17 protein-coding genes are annotated in these 18,261 nt (G+C 63.7%); 14 read left to right on the top strand and 3 right to left on the bottom strand.

Going from position 1 to position 18,261, the window contains the following annotated elements; all coding sequences use genetic code 11:
• Positions 1-167: 167 nt before the first annotated feature.
• From FEV53_RS03300 to FEV53_RS03290, 3 genes are all read left to right on the top strand, one after another.
• A complete protein-coding gene (locus FEV53_RS03300; protein WP_185962083.1) occupies positions 168-953 on the top strand; it encodes a glycosyltransferase family 2 protein in 786 nt (261 codons plus the stop codon).
• 512 nt (positions 954-1,465) lie between these two features.
• The gene (locus FEV53_RS21175; RefSeq protein WP_142833395.1) at positions 1,466-1,654 is read left to right on the top strand and encodes a hypothetical protein; all 189 of its coding nucleotides are present in this window, start codon (positions 1,466-1,468) and stop codon (positions 1,652-1,654) included.
• A gap of 15 nt (positions 1,655-1,669) precedes the next feature.
• On the top strand, positions 1,670-1,978 hold the full coding sequence (locus FEV53_RS03290; RefSeq protein WP_142833394.1) for a transposase family protein: 309 nt from the start codon (positions 1,670-1,672) through the stop codon (positions 1,976-1,978).
• Positions 1,979-2,423: 445 nt separating this feature from the next.
• On the opposite strand, the gene FEV53_RS03285 is transcribed toward FEV53_RS03290, so the two are convergent.
• Together FEV53_RS03285 and FEV53_RS03280 are read right to left on the bottom strand one after the other, a co-directional pair.
• Positions 2,424-3,485 carry an ABC transporter ATP-binding protein gene (locus tag FEV53_RS03285; RefSeq protein WP_142833393.1) on the bottom strand — a complete coding sequence of 354 codons (1,062 nt, stop codon included), beginning with the start codon at positions 3,483-3,485 and terminating at the stop codon, positions 2,424-2,426.
• Positions 3,486-3,496: 11 nt separating this feature from the next.
• Complete coding sequence (locus tag FEV53_RS03280; protein WP_142833392.1) at positions 3,497-4,282, bottom strand: IclR family transcriptional regulator; 786 nt, start codon at positions 4,280-4,282, stop codon at positions 3,497-3,499.
• Positions 4,283-4,441: 159 nt separating this feature from the next.
• On the opposite strand from FEV53_RS03280, the gene FEV53_RS03275 reads away from it, so the two are divergent.
• The 10 genes from FEV53_RS03275 (at position 4,442) to FEV53_RS03230 (ending at position 15,393) form a co-directional block, all read left to right on the top strand.
• The gene (locus tag FEV53_RS03275) at positions 4,442-5,662 is read left to right on the top strand and encodes an ABC transporter substrate-binding protein (protein ID WP_142833477.1); all 1,221 of its coding nucleotides are present in this window, start codon (positions 4,442-4,444) and stop codon (positions 5,660-5,662) included.
• A gap of 81 nt (positions 5,663-5,743) precedes the next feature.
• Positions 5,744-6,658 carry a carbohydrate ABC transporter permease gene (locus FEV53_RS03270; protein ID WP_142833391.1) on the top strand — a complete coding sequence of 305 codons (915 nt, stop codon included), beginning with the start codon at positions 5,744-5,746 and terminating at the stop codon, positions 6,656-6,658.
• A gap of 47 nt (positions 6,659-6,705) precedes the next feature.
• Entirely contained in the window at positions 6,706-7,554 is an 849-nt protein-coding gene (locus FEV53_RS03265) for a carbohydrate ABC transporter permease (RefSeq protein WP_142833390.1), read from the top strand.
• Positions 7,551-9,623 carry an alpha-galactosidase gene (locus tag FEV53_RS03260; protein WP_142833389.1) on the top strand — a complete coding sequence of 691 codons (2,073 nt, stop codon included), beginning with the start codon at positions 7,551-7,553 and terminating at the stop codon, positions 9,621-9,623. The genes FEV53_RS03265 and FEV53_RS03260 overlap by 4 nt, the downstream gene beginning before the upstream one ends.
• A complete protein-coding gene (locus tag FEV53_RS03255) occupies positions 9,620-10,519 on the top strand; it encodes a 2-dehydro-3-deoxygalactonokinase (protein WP_246100718.1) in 900 nt (299 codons plus the stop codon). The genes FEV53_RS03260 and FEV53_RS03255 overlap by 4 nt, the downstream gene beginning before the upstream one ends.
• Complete coding sequence (locus tag FEV53_RS03250) at positions 10,516-11,118, top strand: 2-dehydro-3-deoxy-6-phosphogalactonate aldolase (RefSeq protein ID WP_142833388.1); 603 nt, start codon at positions 10,516-10,518, stop codon at positions 11,116-11,118. Before FEV53_RS03255 ends, FEV53_RS03250 begins: the two co-directional genes overlap by 4 nt.
• Positions 11,115-11,966, top strand: a complete 852-nt coding sequence (locus tag FEV53_RS03245; RefSeq protein ID WP_142833387.1) for an SMP-30/gluconolactonase/LRE family protein — start codon at positions 11,115-11,117, stop codon at positions 11,964-11,966. The genes FEV53_RS03250 and FEV53_RS03245 overlap by 4 nt, the downstream gene beginning before the upstream one ends.
• 11 nt (positions 11,967-11,977) lie before the next feature.
• Positions 11,978-13,870 (top strand): beta-galactosidase, encoded by a 1,893-nt coding sequence (locus FEV53_RS03240; RefSeq protein WP_142833386.1) that lies wholly within the window; start codon positions 11,978-11,980, stop codon positions 13,868-13,870.
• Between the two features lies 1 nt (position 13,871).
• Positions 13,872-14,873 (top strand): aldose epimerase family protein, encoded by a 1,002-nt coding sequence (locus FEV53_RS03235; RefSeq protein WP_142833385.1) that lies wholly within the window; start codon positions 13,872-13,874, stop codon positions 14,871-14,873.
• A complete protein-coding gene (locus FEV53_RS03230; RefSeq protein WP_142833384.1) occupies positions 14,866-15,393 on the top strand; it encodes a GNAT family N-acetyltransferase in 528 nt (175 codons plus the stop codon). Before FEV53_RS03235 ends, FEV53_RS03230 begins: the two co-directional genes overlap by 8 nt.
• Positions 15,394-15,466: 73 nt before the next feature.
• On the opposite strand, the gene FEV53_RS03225 is transcribed toward FEV53_RS03230, so the two are convergent.
• The gene (locus FEV53_RS03225) at positions 15,467-17,095 is read right to left on the bottom strand and encodes an ABC transporter substrate-binding protein (protein ID WP_142833383.1); all 1,629 of its coding nucleotides are present in this window, start codon (positions 17,093-17,095) and stop codon (positions 15,467-15,469) included.
• A 229-nt stretch (positions 17,096-17,324) separates the two neighbouring features.
• Between FEV53_RS03225 and deoC the strand changes: the two genes are divergently transcribed.
• Positions 17,325-18,254, top strand: a complete 930-nt coding sequence (gene deoC, locus FEV53_RS03220; RefSeq protein WP_142833475.1) for a deoxyribose-phosphate aldolase — start codon at positions 17,325-17,327, stop codon at positions 18,252-18,254.
• The last annotated feature ends 7 nt before the right edge of the window (positions 18,255-18,261 follow it).

Raw genomic sequence — 18,261 nt, 5'->3', positions numbered from 1 at the left:
CCTGCTATGAAATCGACCGGCCCTGACCCAAGACACCCTTGTCGGCTGCGGCAGCATCTCGTCTGCTCAAATGCTGACGGTGGAGGGAGCCATGACGAGCGCACCCTTGCAGGCATGACGGCTTTTCGTCCAGAATGATCTTCTTTTGCGAGCGTGAGCAGAATAATATGGTAATCGCAACCCCGTCCGTCACGGTGGTGATCCCGACCTACAACCGTCGCGAGAAATTGAGCCGGGCTCTCCGGTCGGTTCTCGCGCAGACCTACCCAATCACTGAGATTGTGGTCGTGGATGATCATTCGAGCGATGATACCGAAGCGGTGGTTCGCGAGGGCTTTCCGGATGTGACCTATGTCCGACTGCCGCGACAGTCCGGTGCGCCGACTGCGCGGAATGTCGGTGTCGATCGCGCAACATCAGAATACGTTGCGTTTCTCGACTCCGATGATTGCTTTCACCCCGTTAAGATCGAGAAACAGGTGACGGCGCTATTGTCGACGAAGGCTGGTTTCTCCACGTGTGCTTATCAAACCCCCTCCGGGCGCCGGTACAAGACGGAGGTAGCGTCGCCCCAGATGTTGCTGTGGAAAAACGCGCTGGGTGGGACCAGTGGGCTCGTTGCACGTACCGAGCTTTTGCGGGCCAATCCATTCGATGCCGAGATGCCTGCGGTTCAGGAGTGGGAACTCTATCTTCGCCTCGTAAAAAGAGCGAGTTTTGTCCACCTCACCTCACCGCTTTACACCTACGATGACGGCGGTTCAGATCGTATCACTGCCCAGAAAGTCAGGCGGCTTGAAGGCCACATGCGTCTGTTTGCGAGACATCCCTCTCCCCCAGGCTTTGGTGGTCTCCGTTCGAGGACCTTGCGGGCTCTCACAGTGCGGTATTTGCAGGCGCCCAATCGCGTGACCCAGCGCGTCTATGGGGTCGGGCTCAAAGTCCTTGGCTGACATAGCGTGACCGCTGGGCCGGCACTCTGGTCTCGACGTGCCGGCGGCGCCCAAGTACCAGAGTCCACCAGAATCGAAGCAAAGCCAGCAATGACCTCTTTTCACGGGTTTTTGCTGAGACGTCTGAAGACGCGTATCGCGGATGCGATCCAAATGAAGGGACGATCAGCCTTGGCAGGCCTCGGTGTGAACCGGCATCCAAATTTGACGCACTTGGGTTGGTTATGAACGAGTAAAATTACCCCGCCTGTTTTCGTCAACATCCGCGCAGAATTGTGTGGAGGAAAGAGCGGGTGTTATTGATGGAAAGTGTATCGAAGATCCCACGATGGATAGTGCGGGAAGGCCGCAGCATCCGATCTGTGGCGCGGGCGGCGGGATAGTCGCGGAACACGATCCAGAAGTATTTGAAGGATGAGATCCCGCCGAGCTACCAGCGCCAAGCGCCGGCGGTTCGGCACAAGCTGTGCAACGGGTTCGATCTTCGGCTCCAGGAACTTTTCGTTCAGGTTATGAAGCGCCCACGACATGAACGACGGACAGCCCAGAAGCTCTATAAGCAGCTCGTGGTGGAAGGTTACACTGGGTCCTATTCTCCAGTTCAGCGCGTTGTGCGCGATCTGACGCAGGCCGAAGCCGGTTCTGGTGATGCGTTCATCCCCCTGCATTTTGGTGCTGGCGACGCGCTGCAGTTCGACTAGAGCGAATAAAGGGTTGTGCTGGGCGGTATCGAACAGAAGATCAAGGTTGCCCATTTCCGCCTGTGCCACAGCCGCAAGCCCTTTGTCATGGCCCATCCCGGCGAAACCCACGAGATGGTGCTGGATGCCTTTGTCCAGACGCTGTCTTTCTGTGGCGGGGTCCCGCGCCGTGTGATCATCGACACCCCTGAGACCATGGTGACCTGTGTCTCGCGCTCGAAAGACCGCGTTCGCCGGTTCTTTCGGACCGGTGGCATTCACCGGCTCACTCCAGAGTGCCGCAATGGATGCGCCGACGGCTCTCATGCACAGGGCAGCTTTTGACCCGGCATTAACACATAATGAGTACGTGCTCTGCTGGACCACACTGGCCGCCTGTGTAGAGCCGGATTGTCGCGTGTTGCCGCTCGGCAATGCGGCGCGATATCTGCGGAGCCTTCGGCATCATTCGTTGTCCGGGGAGGCCAAGGATCTTCAGGGCAAGATACAAACCTTACACCGTCTAAAGTGCCTTTGGGACTCGGAGGCGTGCGTCAACAGAGCCTTCGTGGACAGTCGGATCAGGGAAATCGGCAGCTTGATACCGCCTCTGTCCACCTCGCTTCAAACCGCTAAGACCGGGGTCTGGGCTGCGATTGGAGCAGTCGTCGCCGCGTTTCCCTCTACCCGGCAATCAATCGGTCTCTCAAAGGGCCGCGATCTGGTGGCTGCCGCGCGCGGTCCTAAACCGGGCACGCGGCACCTGCTTTGAACAAGCCATTTCGCGGCCTTAACGGATGCGCAGCCCGCTTTCGGCGTCGAAGGCCATGATCCGGGAAGGGTCAAACCGAAGGCCAACCTTGTCGCCCGTATGGGAGCGCTCATCGCCGCGTTCCTCGACGATCAGCCGCTCTCCGGTCGCATCCGAGACGATGTAGGCATAGGATACTCCACCCAGCGCCTCGGTCAGTTCCACCGTGAAACCGCTGCCTGCGTGGTCGAGTTCCAGATGTTCGGGGCGCAGACCGAGCGTGGCTTTGTTTCCCTCGGGCAGCTTGCGCACCGGCAGCGTCAGAAGCTGGTCGATAAAGGGCGCGTGGAAGCCCTCTCCCTCAGCGCGGGCCTCGACGAAATTCATTGAGGGCGAGCCGATGAAGCCAGCCACGAAGCGGTTGTCGGGGTCGCGGTAAAGATCGAGTGGCGCGCCGACCTGCTCGATCCGGCCATCGCGCAGCACCACGATCTTGTCGGCCAGCGTCATGGCCTCGACCTGATCGTGGGTCACGTAGATCATCGTGGCCCCGATCTCCTTATGCAGGCGCGCAATTTCCACCCGCATCTCCACTCGCAGTTCTGCGTCGAGATTCGAGAGCGGTTCGTCAAAGAGAAAGACCTCTGGCCCCCGCACAATAGCGCGACCGATGGCGACCCGCTGGCGTTGACCACCCGAGAGCGCTGCGGGCTTGCGGTCGAGCAGTTTTTCCAGTTGCAGGACCTCCGCAGCGGCATCGACTTTACGCTTGATCTCAGCCTTGTCATGGCCGGTCATGCGCAATCCAAAGCCCATGTTTTCGCGTACGGTCATGTGGGGGTAGAGCGCGTAGGTCTGGAACACCATGGCCACGCCGCGCTCGGCCGGATCCTCGCGGGTCACATCGCGCTGACCGATGCGAATCGTGCCGTCGCTGGTTTCCTCCAACCCCGCAATCATACGCAGAAGTGTGGATTTGCCGCAGCCCGAAGGCCCGACGAAGACTGCGAACTCCCCGTCCTCGATCTCCAGATCGATCCCATGGATGACCTGCACATCGCCGTATCGCTTGATGGCTCCGTTCAGCGTGACGCCTGACATGGCTCCCCCCTCTATTCCGCTACGTTCAATTTCGATTGCTCCGGAAACCGCCACGCGGCGGCGTCGCGCGCGATGGCTCCGGCTGTGTCTTTGACGATCCCGGTATGAGCCGCGAGCAGCGCTTCGCCTCCGCCCGCCGAGGTGATCGAGACGGCACCGAGAACCCGGCCCGCATCACTGAGCACCGGGGCCGCCAGACAGGTGATGCCCGGCTCGTGTTCCTGCCGGTCCCACGCCACACCCTCGCGCCGAATCGCCTCGTGTTCGGCTAGCAACCCCGCCCGGTCCAGCGTGGCGGGGGTGAACCTGTGAAAGCTTTGCTGCGACAGGGCGCTCTCGAGTGCCTCGCCGGGCAGAAAGGCCAGCATCGCCTTGCCGACGCCGGTACAATAGGCGGGGCCCACGCGCCCGATGGCCGAGAACATCTCCACGGGTTGCGCCGGGTTCAGCTTGTCGAGGTACAGTACCTGCCCGCCGTCAAGCTGAGCCAGATGGACAGCCTGCCCTGTGACCTGCGCCAGATGCTCCAGATGGGGACGCGCGAGCGGGGCGAGCGATGCCTGAGACCACGCCTGATGGGCCAGCCGCACCAGCCGCACCCCGAGCTCGTATTTCCCCGTTGCCCGGTCGATTGTCAAAAGCCTTTGGTTCACAAGTACTTGCAGGAGGCGATACAGTGTGGCCTTTGGATAGCCACCCTCGGATAACAGATCCGCAAAGCGCACCGGACCACCATAAGAGGCCACGCGCTCAAGCACGTCCATCGCCTTTCCAACGGTGCCATCAGGTGCCGCCATGTCATCTCCTCTTCCGGTTGACAGGGTAGAAAAGATGCGTATCGTTTTCAACATGCAAAACTTGGTTTCGATAAATGGAACCTAATGCTCAGAAAGTTGCATATTGGGAGGACTAAAATGAAAGTAGCGCATTTGCTGTCAGCGACCCTGCTGGCCGGCATGGCCGCCCTGCCAGCGTCGGCCGGGAGCCATGAGGAAAAGCTCTCGGGCACGCTCAAGATCTTTTCGGACATGTCGAACCCCGCGCCCCGTGCCGTTATGGAAGGGCTGGCTCAGGATTTCGATGCGATGCACGATGACCTGACCGTCGAGCTGACCATCATCGACCGCGAGGCGTACAAGACCCAGATCCGCAACTTCCTGTCGGCCAATCCCCCGGATGTAGCCAACTGGTACGCCGGCAACCGGATGCGGCCCTATGTGGATGCGGGTCTGTTCATGGACGTGTCGGACGTCTGGGAGGGCACCCTCTCCGAAGAGCTGGCCTCGACCAAAGGCGCCATGACCCTCGACGGCAAGCAGTGGGGCGTGCCCTATACCTACTACCAGTGGGGCGTGTACTACCGCAAAGATCTCTACGAGCAGTACGGCCTCGAAGAGCCCACCGACTGGGAGAGCTTCAAGGGCAACTGCCAGACCCTGCTCGATAACGGCGTGAAGTGCTTTACCATCGGCACCAAGTTCCTGTGGACCGCCGCTGGCTGGTTCGACTACCTGAACATGCGTACCAACGGCTTCGACTTCCACATGGCGCTGACCGGCGGTGAGGTCGAATGGACCGATGAGCGCGTGCGTCAGACCTTCGCCAACTGGCGGGAGCTGATCGACATGGGTGCCTATATCGACAACCACACGGCCTATTCCTGGCAGGAAGCGCTGCCCTTCATGGCCAATGGTGAGGCAGGTGCCTATCTGATGGGCAACTTCGCCGTGGCGCCGCTGCGTGAAGCCGGTCTTGATGACGACAAGCTCGACTACTACCAGTTCCCGGCGATCAATGGCGATGTTGCGCTGGCCGAGGACGCGCCGACGGATACGTTCCACATCCCATCGGGGGCCGAGAACCCGGAGGCCGCCAAGGCGTTCCTGAAATACGTCACCTCTGCCGATGTGCAGACGAAGATCAACGCGGGCGACGCGCTGGGTCAGCTGCCCGTCAACAGCGGCAGCTCGGTGGACGACGACAAGTTCCTGAAGGAAGGTTTCGAGGTCCTGTCCTCCAACAGCTCCGGCGGCGTGGCGCAGTTCTTCGACCGTGATGCGCCAGCCGAGATGGCCAAGGTCGCCATGGAAGGCTTCCAGCGCTTCATGGTGCAGCCCGACAGCCTCGACCAGATCCTCGACAATCTGGAGCGTGCGCGCCAGCGTATCTACCAGTAATCCAAGGATGAGCGTGCGGGCGGCCCGGCAGGGTCGCCCGCTCCATTTGGCAGCCCTCGACCGACCAGACGGAGCGCCCCCATGTCCCAGATGACCGCCCCTCCGGCCCGCCGCTCCTGGTGGCGCCGCAACCAGATCGCCATCACCCCATGGCTGTTTCTGGCCCCCGGTATCCTGTTCTTTGCCGTCTATGTGATCCTGCCGATCTTCCAGTCCATCGGCATCTCCACCACCCAATGGGACGGCCTCGGGGAACCGGTCTCTGTCGGCCTGCGGAATTACGAAGAGCTCTATTACGACCCCGCCTTCTACGTCTCGCTGAGGAACAACCTTATCTGGCTGGTGCTCTACCTGCTCGCCATTCCCGCCGGGCTCTTCATCGCGCTGTTCCTGAACCAGACCGTGACGGGGATCCGGATCTACAAGTCGCTCTTTTTCTTCCCCTTTGTCATTAGTCAGGTGGTGGTCGGGCTGGTGTTCACCTGGTTCTACGACCCGGCCTTTGGCCTCCTGAACGTGATGCTCGGCTGGTTCGGCGCCGGGCCGGTGAATGTGCTGGGCGATCCGAACTACGTGACCTACGGCATCATCGCCGCAGGCCTCTGGCCGCAAACGGCCTATTGCATGATCCTCTATCTTACGGGGCTGAACGCCGTGAACCCGGAGTTGATCGAAGCCGGGAGGCTCGACAATGCCAAGGGTTGGCGGATGCTCTGGCATGTGGTCCTTCCGCAGCTCAAGCCCGCGACCTTCATCGCTTTTGTCGTCACGATCATTGGTGCGCTGCGCAGCTTTGATCTGATCTCGATCATGACCAATGGCGGACCTTTCGGCGAGAGCCGGGTGCTGTCCTTCTATATGTTTGAGGTCGCGCTCAGCGAATACGGCTTCCGAATGGGCTACGGCGCGGCGATCGCGGTGGTGCTGTTCCTGATTATGCTGTGCTTCATCTCCTACTTCCTGTGGTCCATGTACCGCGAGGAGCGTCAGCGATGACCCCGATTTTTCTGCAAAAAATCGCCCCCCGTTCCGAGGTTTGATCCATGTTTCCAACGCCTATTGAGAAAGCCTCCCCGACCGCGCGGATCGCCTATAAGTCGGTGTTGCCCATCGCGCTCATCCTCTGGCTGTTGCCGTTGATTGCCGTCGCCGTGTTCTCCATCCGCCCCGCGGAGGATTTCACCAACGCGAATTACTGGGGCATCCCTTCGTCCTTCGAAGGGTTCAAGAATTACGGCGCGGTATTTTTCCAGTCGGACATGCCGCGCTACATGATGAATTCCGTTCTGATCACAGTCCCAACCGTGCTCGGTGCGGTTGCCCTGTCTGCGATGACGGGCTTCGCTCTTGGTGTGTACCGCTTCAACGGCAACCTGCTGATCTTCTTCATGTTTGTGGCGGGTAACTTCGTGCCGTTCCAGATCCTTATGGTGCCGGTGCGGGACCTGACCCTTGATCTGGGCCTCTACAACACCAAGCGCGGGCTAATCCTGTTTCACATTGCGTTTCAGACCGGCTTCTGCACCCTGTTTATGCGGAACTTCATCCGCCAGCTCCCCGGTGAGCTGATCGAAGCGGCGCGGGTCGAGGGCGTCGCGGAATGGCGGATCTTCTGGTACATTGTGTTGCCGCTGATGAAACCCGCCCTGGCCGCGCTCGCCGTGCTGATCTTTACCTTCATCTGGAACGATTATTTCTGGGCGGTGGTGCTGACCCAAGGCCCCGAGAGCCAGCCGGTCACCGCCGGGATCACGTCCTTCAACGCCCAGTACCGTGCCGCCTATCACCTGATGAGCGCGGGCAGCATCGTCGCGGCGCTCCCACCCGTTCTGATGTTCTTCCTCATGCAGCGCCACTTCATCGCGGGGCTTACCCTCGGGGCGGTGAAATGAGTCAGCACTGGCGGCTCGACAGCCTTGGGCAGACCCTGCTTCTGCGCGTAACGGGCGACGCGATGGCCGATGCCGTCTACTGGGGGCCGCCCCTGCCGGAGGGTGAAGATATTGGGGCGCTCGCCGCCGCACTGCGTCCGGATCTCGGCAGCGGCAACATGGATGCGGTCGCGCCTCTGTCGATCTGTCCTGATCCGGGGCAAAGCTTTGCCGGGCAGCCGGGGCTGTCGATCGCGGACCGGTCTGGACCGCTGAAACCCCGGTTCCGCTTTGCCGGGGCAGAGACGGAGGACGGGCTGGCGCTGCGCTTCACCGATCCCGCGCTGGGCCTGACCTATATCGCCCGGTTTCAGGTCACTGGCGACGTGATCACCGCCGAAGCCCGCCTCAACGCGGATCACCCCGTGAGCTGCCACTGGCTCGCCGCCCCGGTGCTGCCCGGGCCGCAGGACAGCGACGCAATCCATGACTGGCAAGGGTCGTGGATCCGCGAGTTTCACCGTCAGATCACGCCATGGTCCCAGGGCATACGCCTGCGCGAAGCGCGGCAGGGTCGGTCGGGACACGAGCATCCCCCGATGGCGCTGATCCTCTCACGCGGCTGCACGAAGACCTCGGGCACCGCCCGCGCACTGCATCTCGGTTGGTCCGGGGGGCATCGCTTTGTCGCCGAAGAGCTGCCCGATGGGCGGCGGCAACTGCAGATGGGGCGGAGCTGGGACAGCGATCCGGTGCCGGGTACAGAGTTCTCCTCCGGCACGTTGATCATCGCCTGCAGTATCGAGGGTGAGGCCGGGATTGCCCGTGCTTTCCAGACCTATCTCCGCGACCACGTGGTGCCCTGGCCCGACCCGGAGCGCCCGCGCCCAGTGCATTACAATTGCTGGGAAGCCGTTTATTTCGACCACGATCCCGAGACACTGACCGAGATCGCCACCCGGGCCGCCGCGCTGGGGGCCGAGCGCTTTGTGCTCGACGATGGATGGTTCGGACGGCGGGACGATGACACCACCTCGCTCGGGGACTGGCAGGTGGACCGGCGCAAATGGCCCGACGGGCTGACGCCGCTGATCGAGCATGTCCAGAGTCTTGGCATGAGCTTCGGTCTATGGGTCGAGCCGGAGATGGTGAACCGCGACAGCGACCTGTTCCGCGCCCATCCAGACTGGCTGCTGGGTCCCGAAGATCAGACACCGGGGCGGGGACAATATGCGCTCGACCTGTCACAGGATGCCGTCCGGGATCATCTCTTCGGTCTTCTCGACACGCTGCTGCGCGACAACGCCATCGATTACCTGAAATGGGATCATAACCGCCTGTTTCCGGTGGTGGATGCGCGCCAAACCTACGGAATTTATGATCTGCTCGACCGCCTGCGTACCGCCCATCCGACGGTCGAGATCGAGAGCTGCGCCTCGGGGGGCGGGCGCATTGACGCGGGCATTCTCGGGCGCACCCACCGGGTCTGGCTGTCGGATTCCAACGACGCCATCGAGCGGCTGCGGATCCAGCACGAGGCCGCCTTGTTCCTGCCGCCTGCGATCACCGGCTCCCATGTGGGGCCGCGCCAGTGCCACACGTCCGGGCGCATCCTGCCCATGAGCTTTCGCGGCTGGGTCGCCGCTCAGCGCCATATGGGCATGGAGATGGACCCGCGCGAACTGAATGAGGACGAGGCCGCCACGCTGCGCCAGATCATCGGCTGGTACAAAGAGACCCGCGACTGGCGCATGGGTGGCGTGACTCTACCGCTCGACAGTGACGACCCGGCAGTGACGCCCGAAGTGCAGATCGCCGCCGATGGCAGCCGGTTCGTGCTGTTCGCCGGACGGCACGCGAGTTCGGCCCAGTCTCTGCCCCGGCCCCAGCGGCTGGCGGGGCTGGAGCCCGGCGCCCGCTATCGGGTCCGGCTGCTGAACCCCGAGGACCGGCCACCCCAGAGCCGGGGCGCGCCTGCTCTGCTGGACGGCCCCCTTGAGCTCACGGGCGCAACGCTTATGCAGGCGGGGCTGGCCTTGCCGTGGAGTTGGCCAGCGACCATGTGGGTCGTTGAGGGAGAGAAGCTGTGACACCCGACTGGATCGCCGTCGACTGGGGCACCTCGAACCTGCGCGCCTGGGCCATGGGGGCGGATGGTGGTGTGCTGGCCGAAGCAACCTCGCCAAAGGGGATGGGCGGTTTGGCGCGCGACGAATTCGAGCCAGCATTGGCTGAGCTGATCGCGGATTGGGATCTGCGCGAGAGTACGCTGGTTATGGCCTGCGGCATGGTTGGCTCCCGGCAGGGTTGGGTCGAAGCCGCCTACCGGCAAGTGCCCTGCACCCCCGTCTCCGACAACGTCACCCGCGCCGCGGCCACCGATCCGCGCCTTGATGTCCGTGTGCTGCCGGGCTTGTCGCAGCTCAGCCCCGCGCCGGACGTGATGCGCGGCGAAGAGACCCAGATCGCGGGCTTCCAGGCGATGAACCCTGACTTCGATGGAGTGCTGTGCCTGCCCGGCAGCCACACGAAATGGGTGCAGGTCTCGGCGGGCGAGGTCGTGTCCTTTCAGACCGCCATGACCGGCGAGATCTTTGCCGCCCTCGGCGCCCACACGGTCCTGCGTCACTCCATGGCCGATGACTGGGACGCCGCGACCTTCCTTGAGGCCGTCTCGGACGGCATGTCACGGCCCGAAGCCCTCGCGGCCCGTGCCTTTGGTCTGCGGGCCGAGGGGCTCCTGACACCCGACAGCGCGCGCTCCGCCCGGTCACGCCTATCGGGGTTGCTGGTCGGCGCCGAACTCGCCGCCGCGCGCCCCTACTGGCTGGGCATGCCCGTGGCCCTGATCGGTGCGCCGAAGCTCACCGCCCATTACGCCGAGGCCCTGCGCGCGCAGGGTGTCTCCCCGATCCTCACGCAGGGCGACGCCGCCACTCTGGCTGGCCTCCGTGCCGCCCGAAAAAAGCTGGAACCGAGCCTATGAGACAGATCATCGCCATCCTGCGCGGCATTGACCCGACCGAAGCCGAAGCCGTGGCGGGCGCCCTGATCGACGCAGGGATCACCCGGATCGAGGTGCCGCTGAACTCGCCCTCACCCTTCGCCTCGGTCGAGGCAATGGCCAAAGCCCATGGGGACGTGGCGCAGATCGGCGCGGGCACGGTGCTGACGCCTGAGGACGTGATCCGCGTGCGCGATGCGGGTGGGCGGATGATCGTCTCGCCCAATTGCGACCCCGAAGTCATCGCCGCGACGAAGGCCTCCGGGCTCGACAGCTACCCGGGTGTGCTGACGCCGACCGAGTGCTTTGCCGCGCTGAAGGCCGGGGCCACGGCGCTCAAGGTCTTCCCCGCCTTCCGCCTCGGCATCGACGGGTTGAAGGCCATTCGCGCGGTTCTGCCGACCGAAACGCGGCTCTATATGGTTGGTGGCGTTGGGCCTGCGGATTTTCGCGAGTGGGTCTCCGCCGGGGCGTCGGGCTTTGGCATCGGCACGTCGCTCTACCGCCCCGGCGACAGCGCGGGCGACGTCGCGGCCCGGGCGCGGGAGATGGTGGCCGCCCATGACGCGGCCTTTGCATGAGCGTGGAGGTCCATGACCACACGCGTTGCCTGCTGGGCGAAGGGGCGTTCTGGCACCCGGCACGGCGGCAATTCTACTGGTGCGACATCCTCTCACGCCGGGTCCTGACCCGCGAGGGGGGGACTTTGCGCAGCTACGAGTTCGACCGCTTCGTCTCGGCGCTGGGCTGGGTGGACGAGACCCAGGTCATCGTCGCCACTGACCGGGATCTGACCCTGCTCGACCTCGACAGCGGCGCTCAGACACCTCTCGTCCCGCTGGAGCCTGACACCGCGATCACACGCAGCAATGATGGCCGCGCGGACCCGGCAGGGGGCTTCTGGATTGGCACCATGGGTCTCGGCGCCGAGACCGGCGCCGGGTCGATCTGGCGCTATCACAGGGGCGAGGTCACGCAGCTCCTGCCCAGCATCACCATCCCAAACGCCATCTCCTTTGCACCTGACGGTCAGACCGCCTATTTCACCGACACGCCTTCGGGCGAGATCCGGCGCTGGCGCATTGATGCGGAGGGCTGGCCGGTGGGCGCGCCCGAGACCGCGTTCGCCGTCCCCGGCGAAGGTGGCCCGGACGGGGCGGTGGTGGACGCGGAGGGACGGATCTGGATCGCCCGCTGGGGCCGATCACAAGTCACTTGCCACGACCCGGCGAGTGGCGAGATTCTCGACCGCGTTGCCCTGCCCGCAGCCCAGATCACCTGCCCGGCCTTCGGTGACGGCGCACTATATGTCACCTCGGCTGCCATCGGCCTCGACGAGCCGACCCTGACACAAGAGCCTGGGCATGGCCGCACATTCCGCGTCCCCACGCCGGTCACAGGCCAGCCCGAACACCGCATTCACCTCTGACGGAGCCCCGCATGACCGACCGGACGCTTGGCACCTGCTACTATCCCGAACACTGGCCCGAGAAGATCTGGTCCGAGGACGCCCATCGTATGGCCGAGGCGGGCCTGACATGGGTGCGGATCGGAGAATTCGCGTGGTCGCGGCTGGAACCCGAACCCGGCAAGCTGGAGTTCGACTGGCTCGATCGCGCCATCGGGGTTCTTGCCGATCACGGGCTGAAGATCATCCTCGGCACGCCCACCGCCACGCCGCCGCGCTGGATGCTGGACAAGCACCCGGACATGCTGGCCTTTGACGCCGAAGGACGCCCGCGCGGGTTCGGCTCCCGGCGGCACTATTGCTTCAGCCACCAGGGCTACCTGACCGAATGCCGCCGGATCACGCGCCTGCTGGGCGAGCGCTATGGGCGCGATGACCGCATTGCGGCCTGGCAGACGGATAACGAATATGGCTGCCACGACACGACGATCTCTTATTCCGACGCTGCTCGTCGAGCCTTTCAGGACTGGTGCGCCCAGCGCTACCAGAGCCCGCAAGCCTTGAACCGGGCGTGGGGCAATGTCTTCTGGTCGATGGATTACGACAGTTTCGACCAGATCGGACTGCCGAACCTGACAGTGACCGAGGTCAACCCCGCCCATGCGCTGGCCTTCCGGCGCTTTTCCTCGGATCAGGTGGTGCTTTTCAACCGCGCCCAGACCGAGATCCTGCGCGACCTCACCGACGCACCATTGATCCATAACTACATGGGCGTGGTGCTCGATTTCGACCATTTCCACGTCGGCGCGGATCTCGATGTCGCATCGTGGGACAGCTATCCGTTGGGCTTTCTTATGGATCGGACCCCGGCCAGTGACGCGGAAAAAGCGATGTTCCTGCGGCAGGGTCACCCCGATCTGCAAGCCTTCCACCACGATCTTTACCGCGCGGTCGGACGCGGGCGGCTCTGGGTGATGGAGCAGCAGCCCGGCCCGGTGAACTGGGCGCCCCACAACCCCGCGCCGCTGCCCGGAATGGCCCGGCTCTGGGCGTGGGAAGCCTTTGCCCACGGCGCCGAAACGGTCTGCTATTTCCGCTGGCGTCAGGCCCCGATGGCGCAGGAGCAATACCACGCGGGCCTCCTGCGCCCCGATAGCGCGCCCGCTCCCGCTCTGGCCGAGGCGCGGCAGGTGGCGGATGAAATTGCAGCCATGCCCGACGCCGAGACTGCCGCGGCGGATGTGGCGCTGATCTTCGACTATGCCTCCGTTTGGGCGTGGGAGGTACAGCCGCAAGGACAGGATTTCAGCTATTTCGGGTTGGTCTTCGCGGTCTACAAAGCGCTGCGCGGGCTGGGCCTCGATATCGACATTCTGCCCCCCGATGCGGATCCATCGGGCTACAAACTGGTCCTCGCCCCCGGCCTCGCCACGGTCCCTGAGGGCCTCACAGACCAGATCACCGGCACAGCGCTGTTTGGCCCCCGCTCCGGCGCCAAGACGCCCGAGATGTCGATCCCAGACGGCCTGCCCCCCGGTCTGCCCGGCCTCGATGCGCGGGTGGCTTATGTGGAGACCCTGCCCCAAGGCGCCGACCGGCCGTTGGCCAGAGGTGGCACGTTCCGCACTTGGGTCGAGGAAATCGAGGGCGACACCGAGGTTCTTGAGACCCGCTCCGACGGTGCCCCGGCCCTTTTGCGCGCGGGCAACCTGCATTACCTCGCCGGATGGCCCGATGACGCGGCCATGACCCGGATCCTGCGGGATCTCTGCCATGCGGCGGGCCTGTCCACTGAAACCCTGCCCGAGGGCCTGCGCAGCCGCCGTACACCGACCCACCGCTTCTGGTTTAACTACGGCCCCGCCCCGGTAGAGGTCGCGGGCCAGACCCTGCCCCCTGCGGGCGTCACATGGGAGACCCTCTGACATGACCCGCGACACCCTCCCCGGGACCTTGCCCGACGGGCACAGTGTACAGCGCATCACCCTTGACAATGGCACGCTCCGTGTCGCCGTGCTCGATTTTGGCGCCGCACTCTATGACGTCCGCCATGCCAGCCACCCGGATCTGCCGCTGGTCCTCAGCCCGTCCCGGGCCGACGCCTATGACGGCCCATTTCTGAATTTTGGTACGATCATGGGTCCCGTCGCCAACCGCATTCGCGGCGCCGAAGCAGAGATCGACGGCCAAACCTACGGGTTTGACGCCAATCAAGCAGGCCGCCACAGCCTCCATTCCGGCGCGGCTGGGGTGAACCGCAAGATCTGGACCATCGACAACACTACCCCCGATAGCGTCACTTTGAGCATCGATCTGCCCGATGGCGAAGGCGGCTATCCCGGCAACCGGCGGATCACCTCGACCTACCGGCTCGACGGCGACACACTGGTCCACGACCAAACGGCTGCCACAGACCACACCACCCTGATGAACCTCGCTCATCACGGTTACTGGACGATGCAACCGCCCACCGGCTGGGGCGGGCAGGAGCTGACAATCGGCGCCGATCATTACACCCCCACCGATGCCGATGTGATCCCGACGGGCGAGATCGCTTCGGTCGAAAACACGCCCTTCGACTTTCGTCAGCCGGTGACCCTCCAACCAGCGAAGCTCCCGAATATCGATCATAATTTCTGCCTGAATGGCGACGGACCTGCGTTGCGCCTGTCCTCACCAGCAACCGGCCTCGCGCTTGAGATCACAACCGACGCGCCGGGGCTCCAGATCTTTGGCTTCCACGCCTTCGAGACCGACCCCTCGATCGAAACGCTCCACGGCCACCCTTATGCGCGCCACGCCGCCCTCGCCATCGAGCCGCAGCGCTGGCCGGACGCGCCGGGGCGTCCGGACTGGCCCGACATCACTCTGCGCCCAGGCGAGACCTTCTCCCAGACCGCCCGCTACCAGATCACCACGGATGGCTGACAGCCTCCGTCTGCGCGAGGCCGTGGCGGAGGATTTCGGGCAGATCACGCAAATCTACGGCCATCACGTGCTGAACGGTCTCGCGACCTTCGAGACCGTACCGCCCGAGGTCGAAGAGATGCGCGCCCGTCACGCGAGGGTGACCGAGGCCGGAATGCCCTATCTGGTCGCAATGCGGGCGCACCGGATCCTCGGCTACGCCTATGCCGGCCCCTATCGCCCCCGCGTCGCCTACCGCTACACGGTCGAAGACTCGATCTATCTCGCGCCCGGCGCTGAGGGGCAGGGCATTGGCTCCCGCCTCCTCTCCGCGCTCATTGACACATGCGAGGCCGGCCCGTGGCGTCAGATGATCGCGGTGATTGGCCATAGCGGCAACGCCGCTTCAATTGCGCTCCACCGGCGTCACGGCTTTGTTCACGTCGGTACGTTTGAAAATGTCGGATACAAGCACGGCCGGTGGGTGGACTCAGTCCTCATGCAGCGCAGTCTGGGACCATGCGTCGAGGCCCCTCCTTAGCAACAACCGCTCCTCTTTGTGTTCGAAAATACCCACATCCCGCGGGCGCCAATCGACGCGACGCCGCGATGCCTTATGCCGAAAAGCCGAGTTCATAGGGGAAAATCTCAAAGGTTGGGTGCTGGTCGCCATTCACCACGGTCGGGCTGGAATGCCGGAAAGATGACCGCCAGAAGGGCTGGATGATGGTCCCGTCGTCCCGCAGGATCCGCTGGAGTTGCGCCATAATGTCCGAGCGCTGCCGGGCATCCGGGGTGCCCTGCGCCTTGAGCAGAAGCGCATCGAATTCTGCGTTGGAGAAACGGGACTCGTTCCAGGCTGCGCCGCTGCGATAGGCCAGAGCAAGCGTCTGCACCGCAAATGGTCGATGCCCCCAATCGGTGATGGAGAAGGGATAGTCCTTCCAATTCATCCGAAAGTCCTCGGGGCTGACCAACCTGCGCCGCACCCGGACGCCGGCGCCGGCCAACAGGCTGGCCATCGTATCAGCGGTCTTTCGGCGCGAGTCGCTGTCGATAGAGACCAGCTCGAATTCGGTGTCATGCTCTCCCGCCGCTTTCATCAGACTGCGCGTCTCGGCAGGGTCGTAGGTTGCGGGACCAAGATCCGCGTAGTCTGGCTGCACCGGGGACACATGATCGTGGGCGGCGATGCGACCGCGACCCCAATACCCCAGTTGCAGCAAGGTTTCGTTATTCGCTGCAAATTGCAGGGCTTTGCGCACCCGTCGATCGTCAAAAGGTACCACGTCCTGCCGCCCCCTGAATACCATTGTGCTGGCCGTCAACGCTTCAGTGGGCCGCCAACCAATAGCCTGATACAGGTCGAAAAAGTCGCCGGAGCTTTCCATCACGAGGTCGATTTCGCCCAGATCGGCTGCCGTGAACCAATCGCTCTCGGCCAATCCGAGATCCCGATACTCGACGGTATCGAGGGTTGCGTCGCCGAGGGCAGCCGCTCCCCACCAGGGCGTTTCTGTCCGTCGCGCCAGAACGGCGCGTCGCCCAACCTCAAAGTCGGTCACCCGAAACGCCGAGGTCCCGCGGGCGTTCAGCACATTTCCATCGAAATCCTGCGGCACGATCAGCGCAGGATAGTCGGCGCAGGAGGCGATCAGCGTGACGTCCGGGAAGCGGAGGTTTAACTGCACCCGCCGCTCATCCAGAACTTCGATAGCGCCAGGGGCCGCGCGGTTGGTCGCGTCCGAGATCAGGCTGCCGAAGCGGCTGGCCATGGCATTGCCCGGCGCCGTGCCATCACACCAGCGATCGAAGTTATAAGCCACATCCTCGCTGGAGAACGCTGCGCCGTCTGACCAGGTGACGCCCTCCCGAATGGTCAGAACGTAGGTCATCGCATCTTCGGAGACCGACCAGCTTTCGAGCAGAAACGGGGTGAAGGTTCCATCGCGGTTGTAACGCACCAGAGGATCGAGCCAGCCACGCGCCACATTTGCCATTTGCGGCCAGGCAAAAGCGCGGGAATCCCCCAACTCCAGAACATCCTGCTGGATCCGCATCGCACCGCCTGCGCGGCGCGCAGCGCGTTCAATTGCAGAGGCAGGCCGGAGCCCCAGTGCGCCATAAGAAGCCGCGACCGATAGCCCGGTTGCGGTGGCCCGGGCCAGAAACTCCCGTCGACCGATTTGGGCCGTTTTCACGTCTGACATCAGCTGTCGGATCAGGCGGTGCGGTGCGGTCATCAGTCCCCAACTCAACGGTAAGGTGTAACTCTACATAGGTTCACGGAAAGGTACATCTTTAATCACTTTTCATGGCGATCACGAGTTCATGAGTGCCGCAAGGTCACCAAGGGCGCATCTTGTTGGACAGGATCGCCTCAGTCTGGCTAAGTGGGCAGAGGTTAGCACGGAGAGCACGGTGTCTCACAGATCCACCCCACACACCGAGGGCCCCAGCCGCAATCCGGGAATGCCCCTCGACACATCCATGTTCGAGGGAATCCGGGTCAATCGTCCCGCGACCGAACGCCGCGCCGACGGGTTTGGCAGCCGCCGCTCGGTGAAGAAGGCTTATCAGGCGGCATGGTTGGTGAACGCCATCCGGCTGATCGACCTGACGACGCTCGCCGGGGATGACACACGCGGCAAGGTCCACCGCCTCTGTGCCAAGGCCCGGAACCCTCTGGCCTCCCATATTCGCGAGGGACTTGACCTAGGCAATATGCCCCTGACGGTGGGCGCGGTCTGCGTTTACCCGACCATGGTGCCCCACGCGGTCGAGGCGCTGGACGGCTCTGGCATTCCGGTCGCCTCCGTCGCTACGGGCTTTCCGGCGGGCCTGATGCCGCTGCACCTGCGGCTGGCGGAAATCGAGTGGACGGTGGCGCAGGGTGCCCATGAGATCGACATCGTCATCACCCGCGAACACGTGCTGACCGGCAACTGGCAGGCGCTCTACGATGAGATCATGGCCATGCGCGAGGCCTGCGGCGACGCCCATCTGAAGGTGATCCTCGCCACAGGCGAGCTCGGCACATTGTCGAAGGTCTACGCCGCCTCCATGGTCGCCATGCAGGCGGGGGCCGATTTCATCAAGACTTCCACGGGCAAAGAAGGTGTCAACGCGACCCTCCCCGTCTCGCTCACCATGGTCCGCGCGCTGCGCGATTACGGAGCGCTGACCGGGCATAAGATCGGCTTCAAACCCGCGGGCGGGATCAAATCCGCCAAGGAAGCCCTGCAATGGCAGGTGCTGATGAAGGAAGAGCTGGGCCGCCCCTGGCTGGAGCCCGACCTGTTCCGCTTTGGCGCCTCGTCCATGCTGGGCGATATCGAGCGGCAGCTCGAACACCATGTCACCGGGCGCTACGCCGCCTCGCACCGCCACGCCATGTCCTGAGGACCAG

The organism is Palleronia caenipelagi, assembly GCF_007004065.1.
Lineage (GTDB): Bacteria > Pseudomonadota > Alphaproteobacteria > Rhodobacterales > Rhodobacteraceae > Palleronia > Palleronia caenipelagi.
The sequence above is the reverse complement of the archived record's forward strand: the minus strand, read 5'-3'. Positions and strand labels throughout refer to the sequence as shown.

Coding starts and splice junctions, on each gene's coding strand:
- deoC (WP_142833475.1), top strand. CDS start 17,325: ATGCCCCTCGACACATCCATGTTCGAGGGAATCCGGGTCAATCGTCCC.
- FEV53_RS03285 (WP_142833393.1), bottom strand. CDS start 3,485: ATGTCAGGCGTCACGCTGAACGGAGCCATCAAGCGATACGGCGATGTG.
- FEV53_RS03225 (WP_142833383.1), bottom strand. CDS start 17,095: ATGACCGCACCGCACCGCCTGATCCGACAGCTGATGTCAGACGTGAAA.
- FEV53_RS03270 (WP_142833391.1), top strand. CDS start 5,744: ATGTCCCAGATGACCGCCCCTCCGGCCCGCCGCTCCTGGTGGCGCCGC.
- FEV53_RS03265 (WP_142833390.1), top strand. CDS start 6,706: ATGTTTCCAACGCCTATTGAGAAAGCCTCCCCGACCGCGCGGATCGCC.
- FEV53_RS03245 (WP_142833387.1), top strand. CDS start 11,115: ATGAGCGTGGAGGTCCATGACCACACGCGTTGCCTGCTGGGCGAAGGG.
- FEV53_RS03250 (WP_142833388.1), top strand. CDS start 10,516: ATGAGACAGATCATCGCCATCCTGCGCGGCATTGACCCGACCGAAGCC.
- FEV53_RS03275 (WP_142833477.1), top strand. CDS start 4,442: ATGGCCGCCCTGCCAGCGTCGGCCGGGAGCCATGAGGAAAAGCTCTCG.
- FEV53_RS03230 (WP_142833384.1), top strand. CDS start 14,866: ATGGCTGACAGCCTCCGTCTGCGCGAGGCCGTGGCGGAGGATTTCGGG.
- FEV53_RS03300 (WP_185962083.1), top strand. CDS start 168: ATGGTAATCGCAACCCCGTCCGTCACGGTGGTGATCCCGACCTACAAC.
- FEV53_RS03240 (WP_142833386.1), top strand. CDS start 11,978: ATGACCGACCGGACGCTTGGCACCTGCTACTATCCCGAACACTGGCCC.
- FEV53_RS03260 (WP_142833389.1), top strand. CDS start 7,551: ATGAGTCAGCACTGGCGGCTCGACAGCCTTGGGCAGACCCTGCTTCTG.
- FEV53_RS03235 (WP_142833385.1), top strand. CDS start 13,872: ATGACCCGCGACACCCTCCCCGGGACCTTGCCCGACGGGCACAGTGTA.
- FEV53_RS21175 (WP_142833395.1), top strand. CDS start 1,466: ATGAAGCGCCCACGACATGAACGACGGACAGCCCAGAAGCTCTATAAG.
- FEV53_RS03280 (WP_142833392.1), bottom strand. CDS start 4,282: ATGGCGGCACCTGATGGCACCGTTGGAAAGGCGATGGACGTGCTTGAG.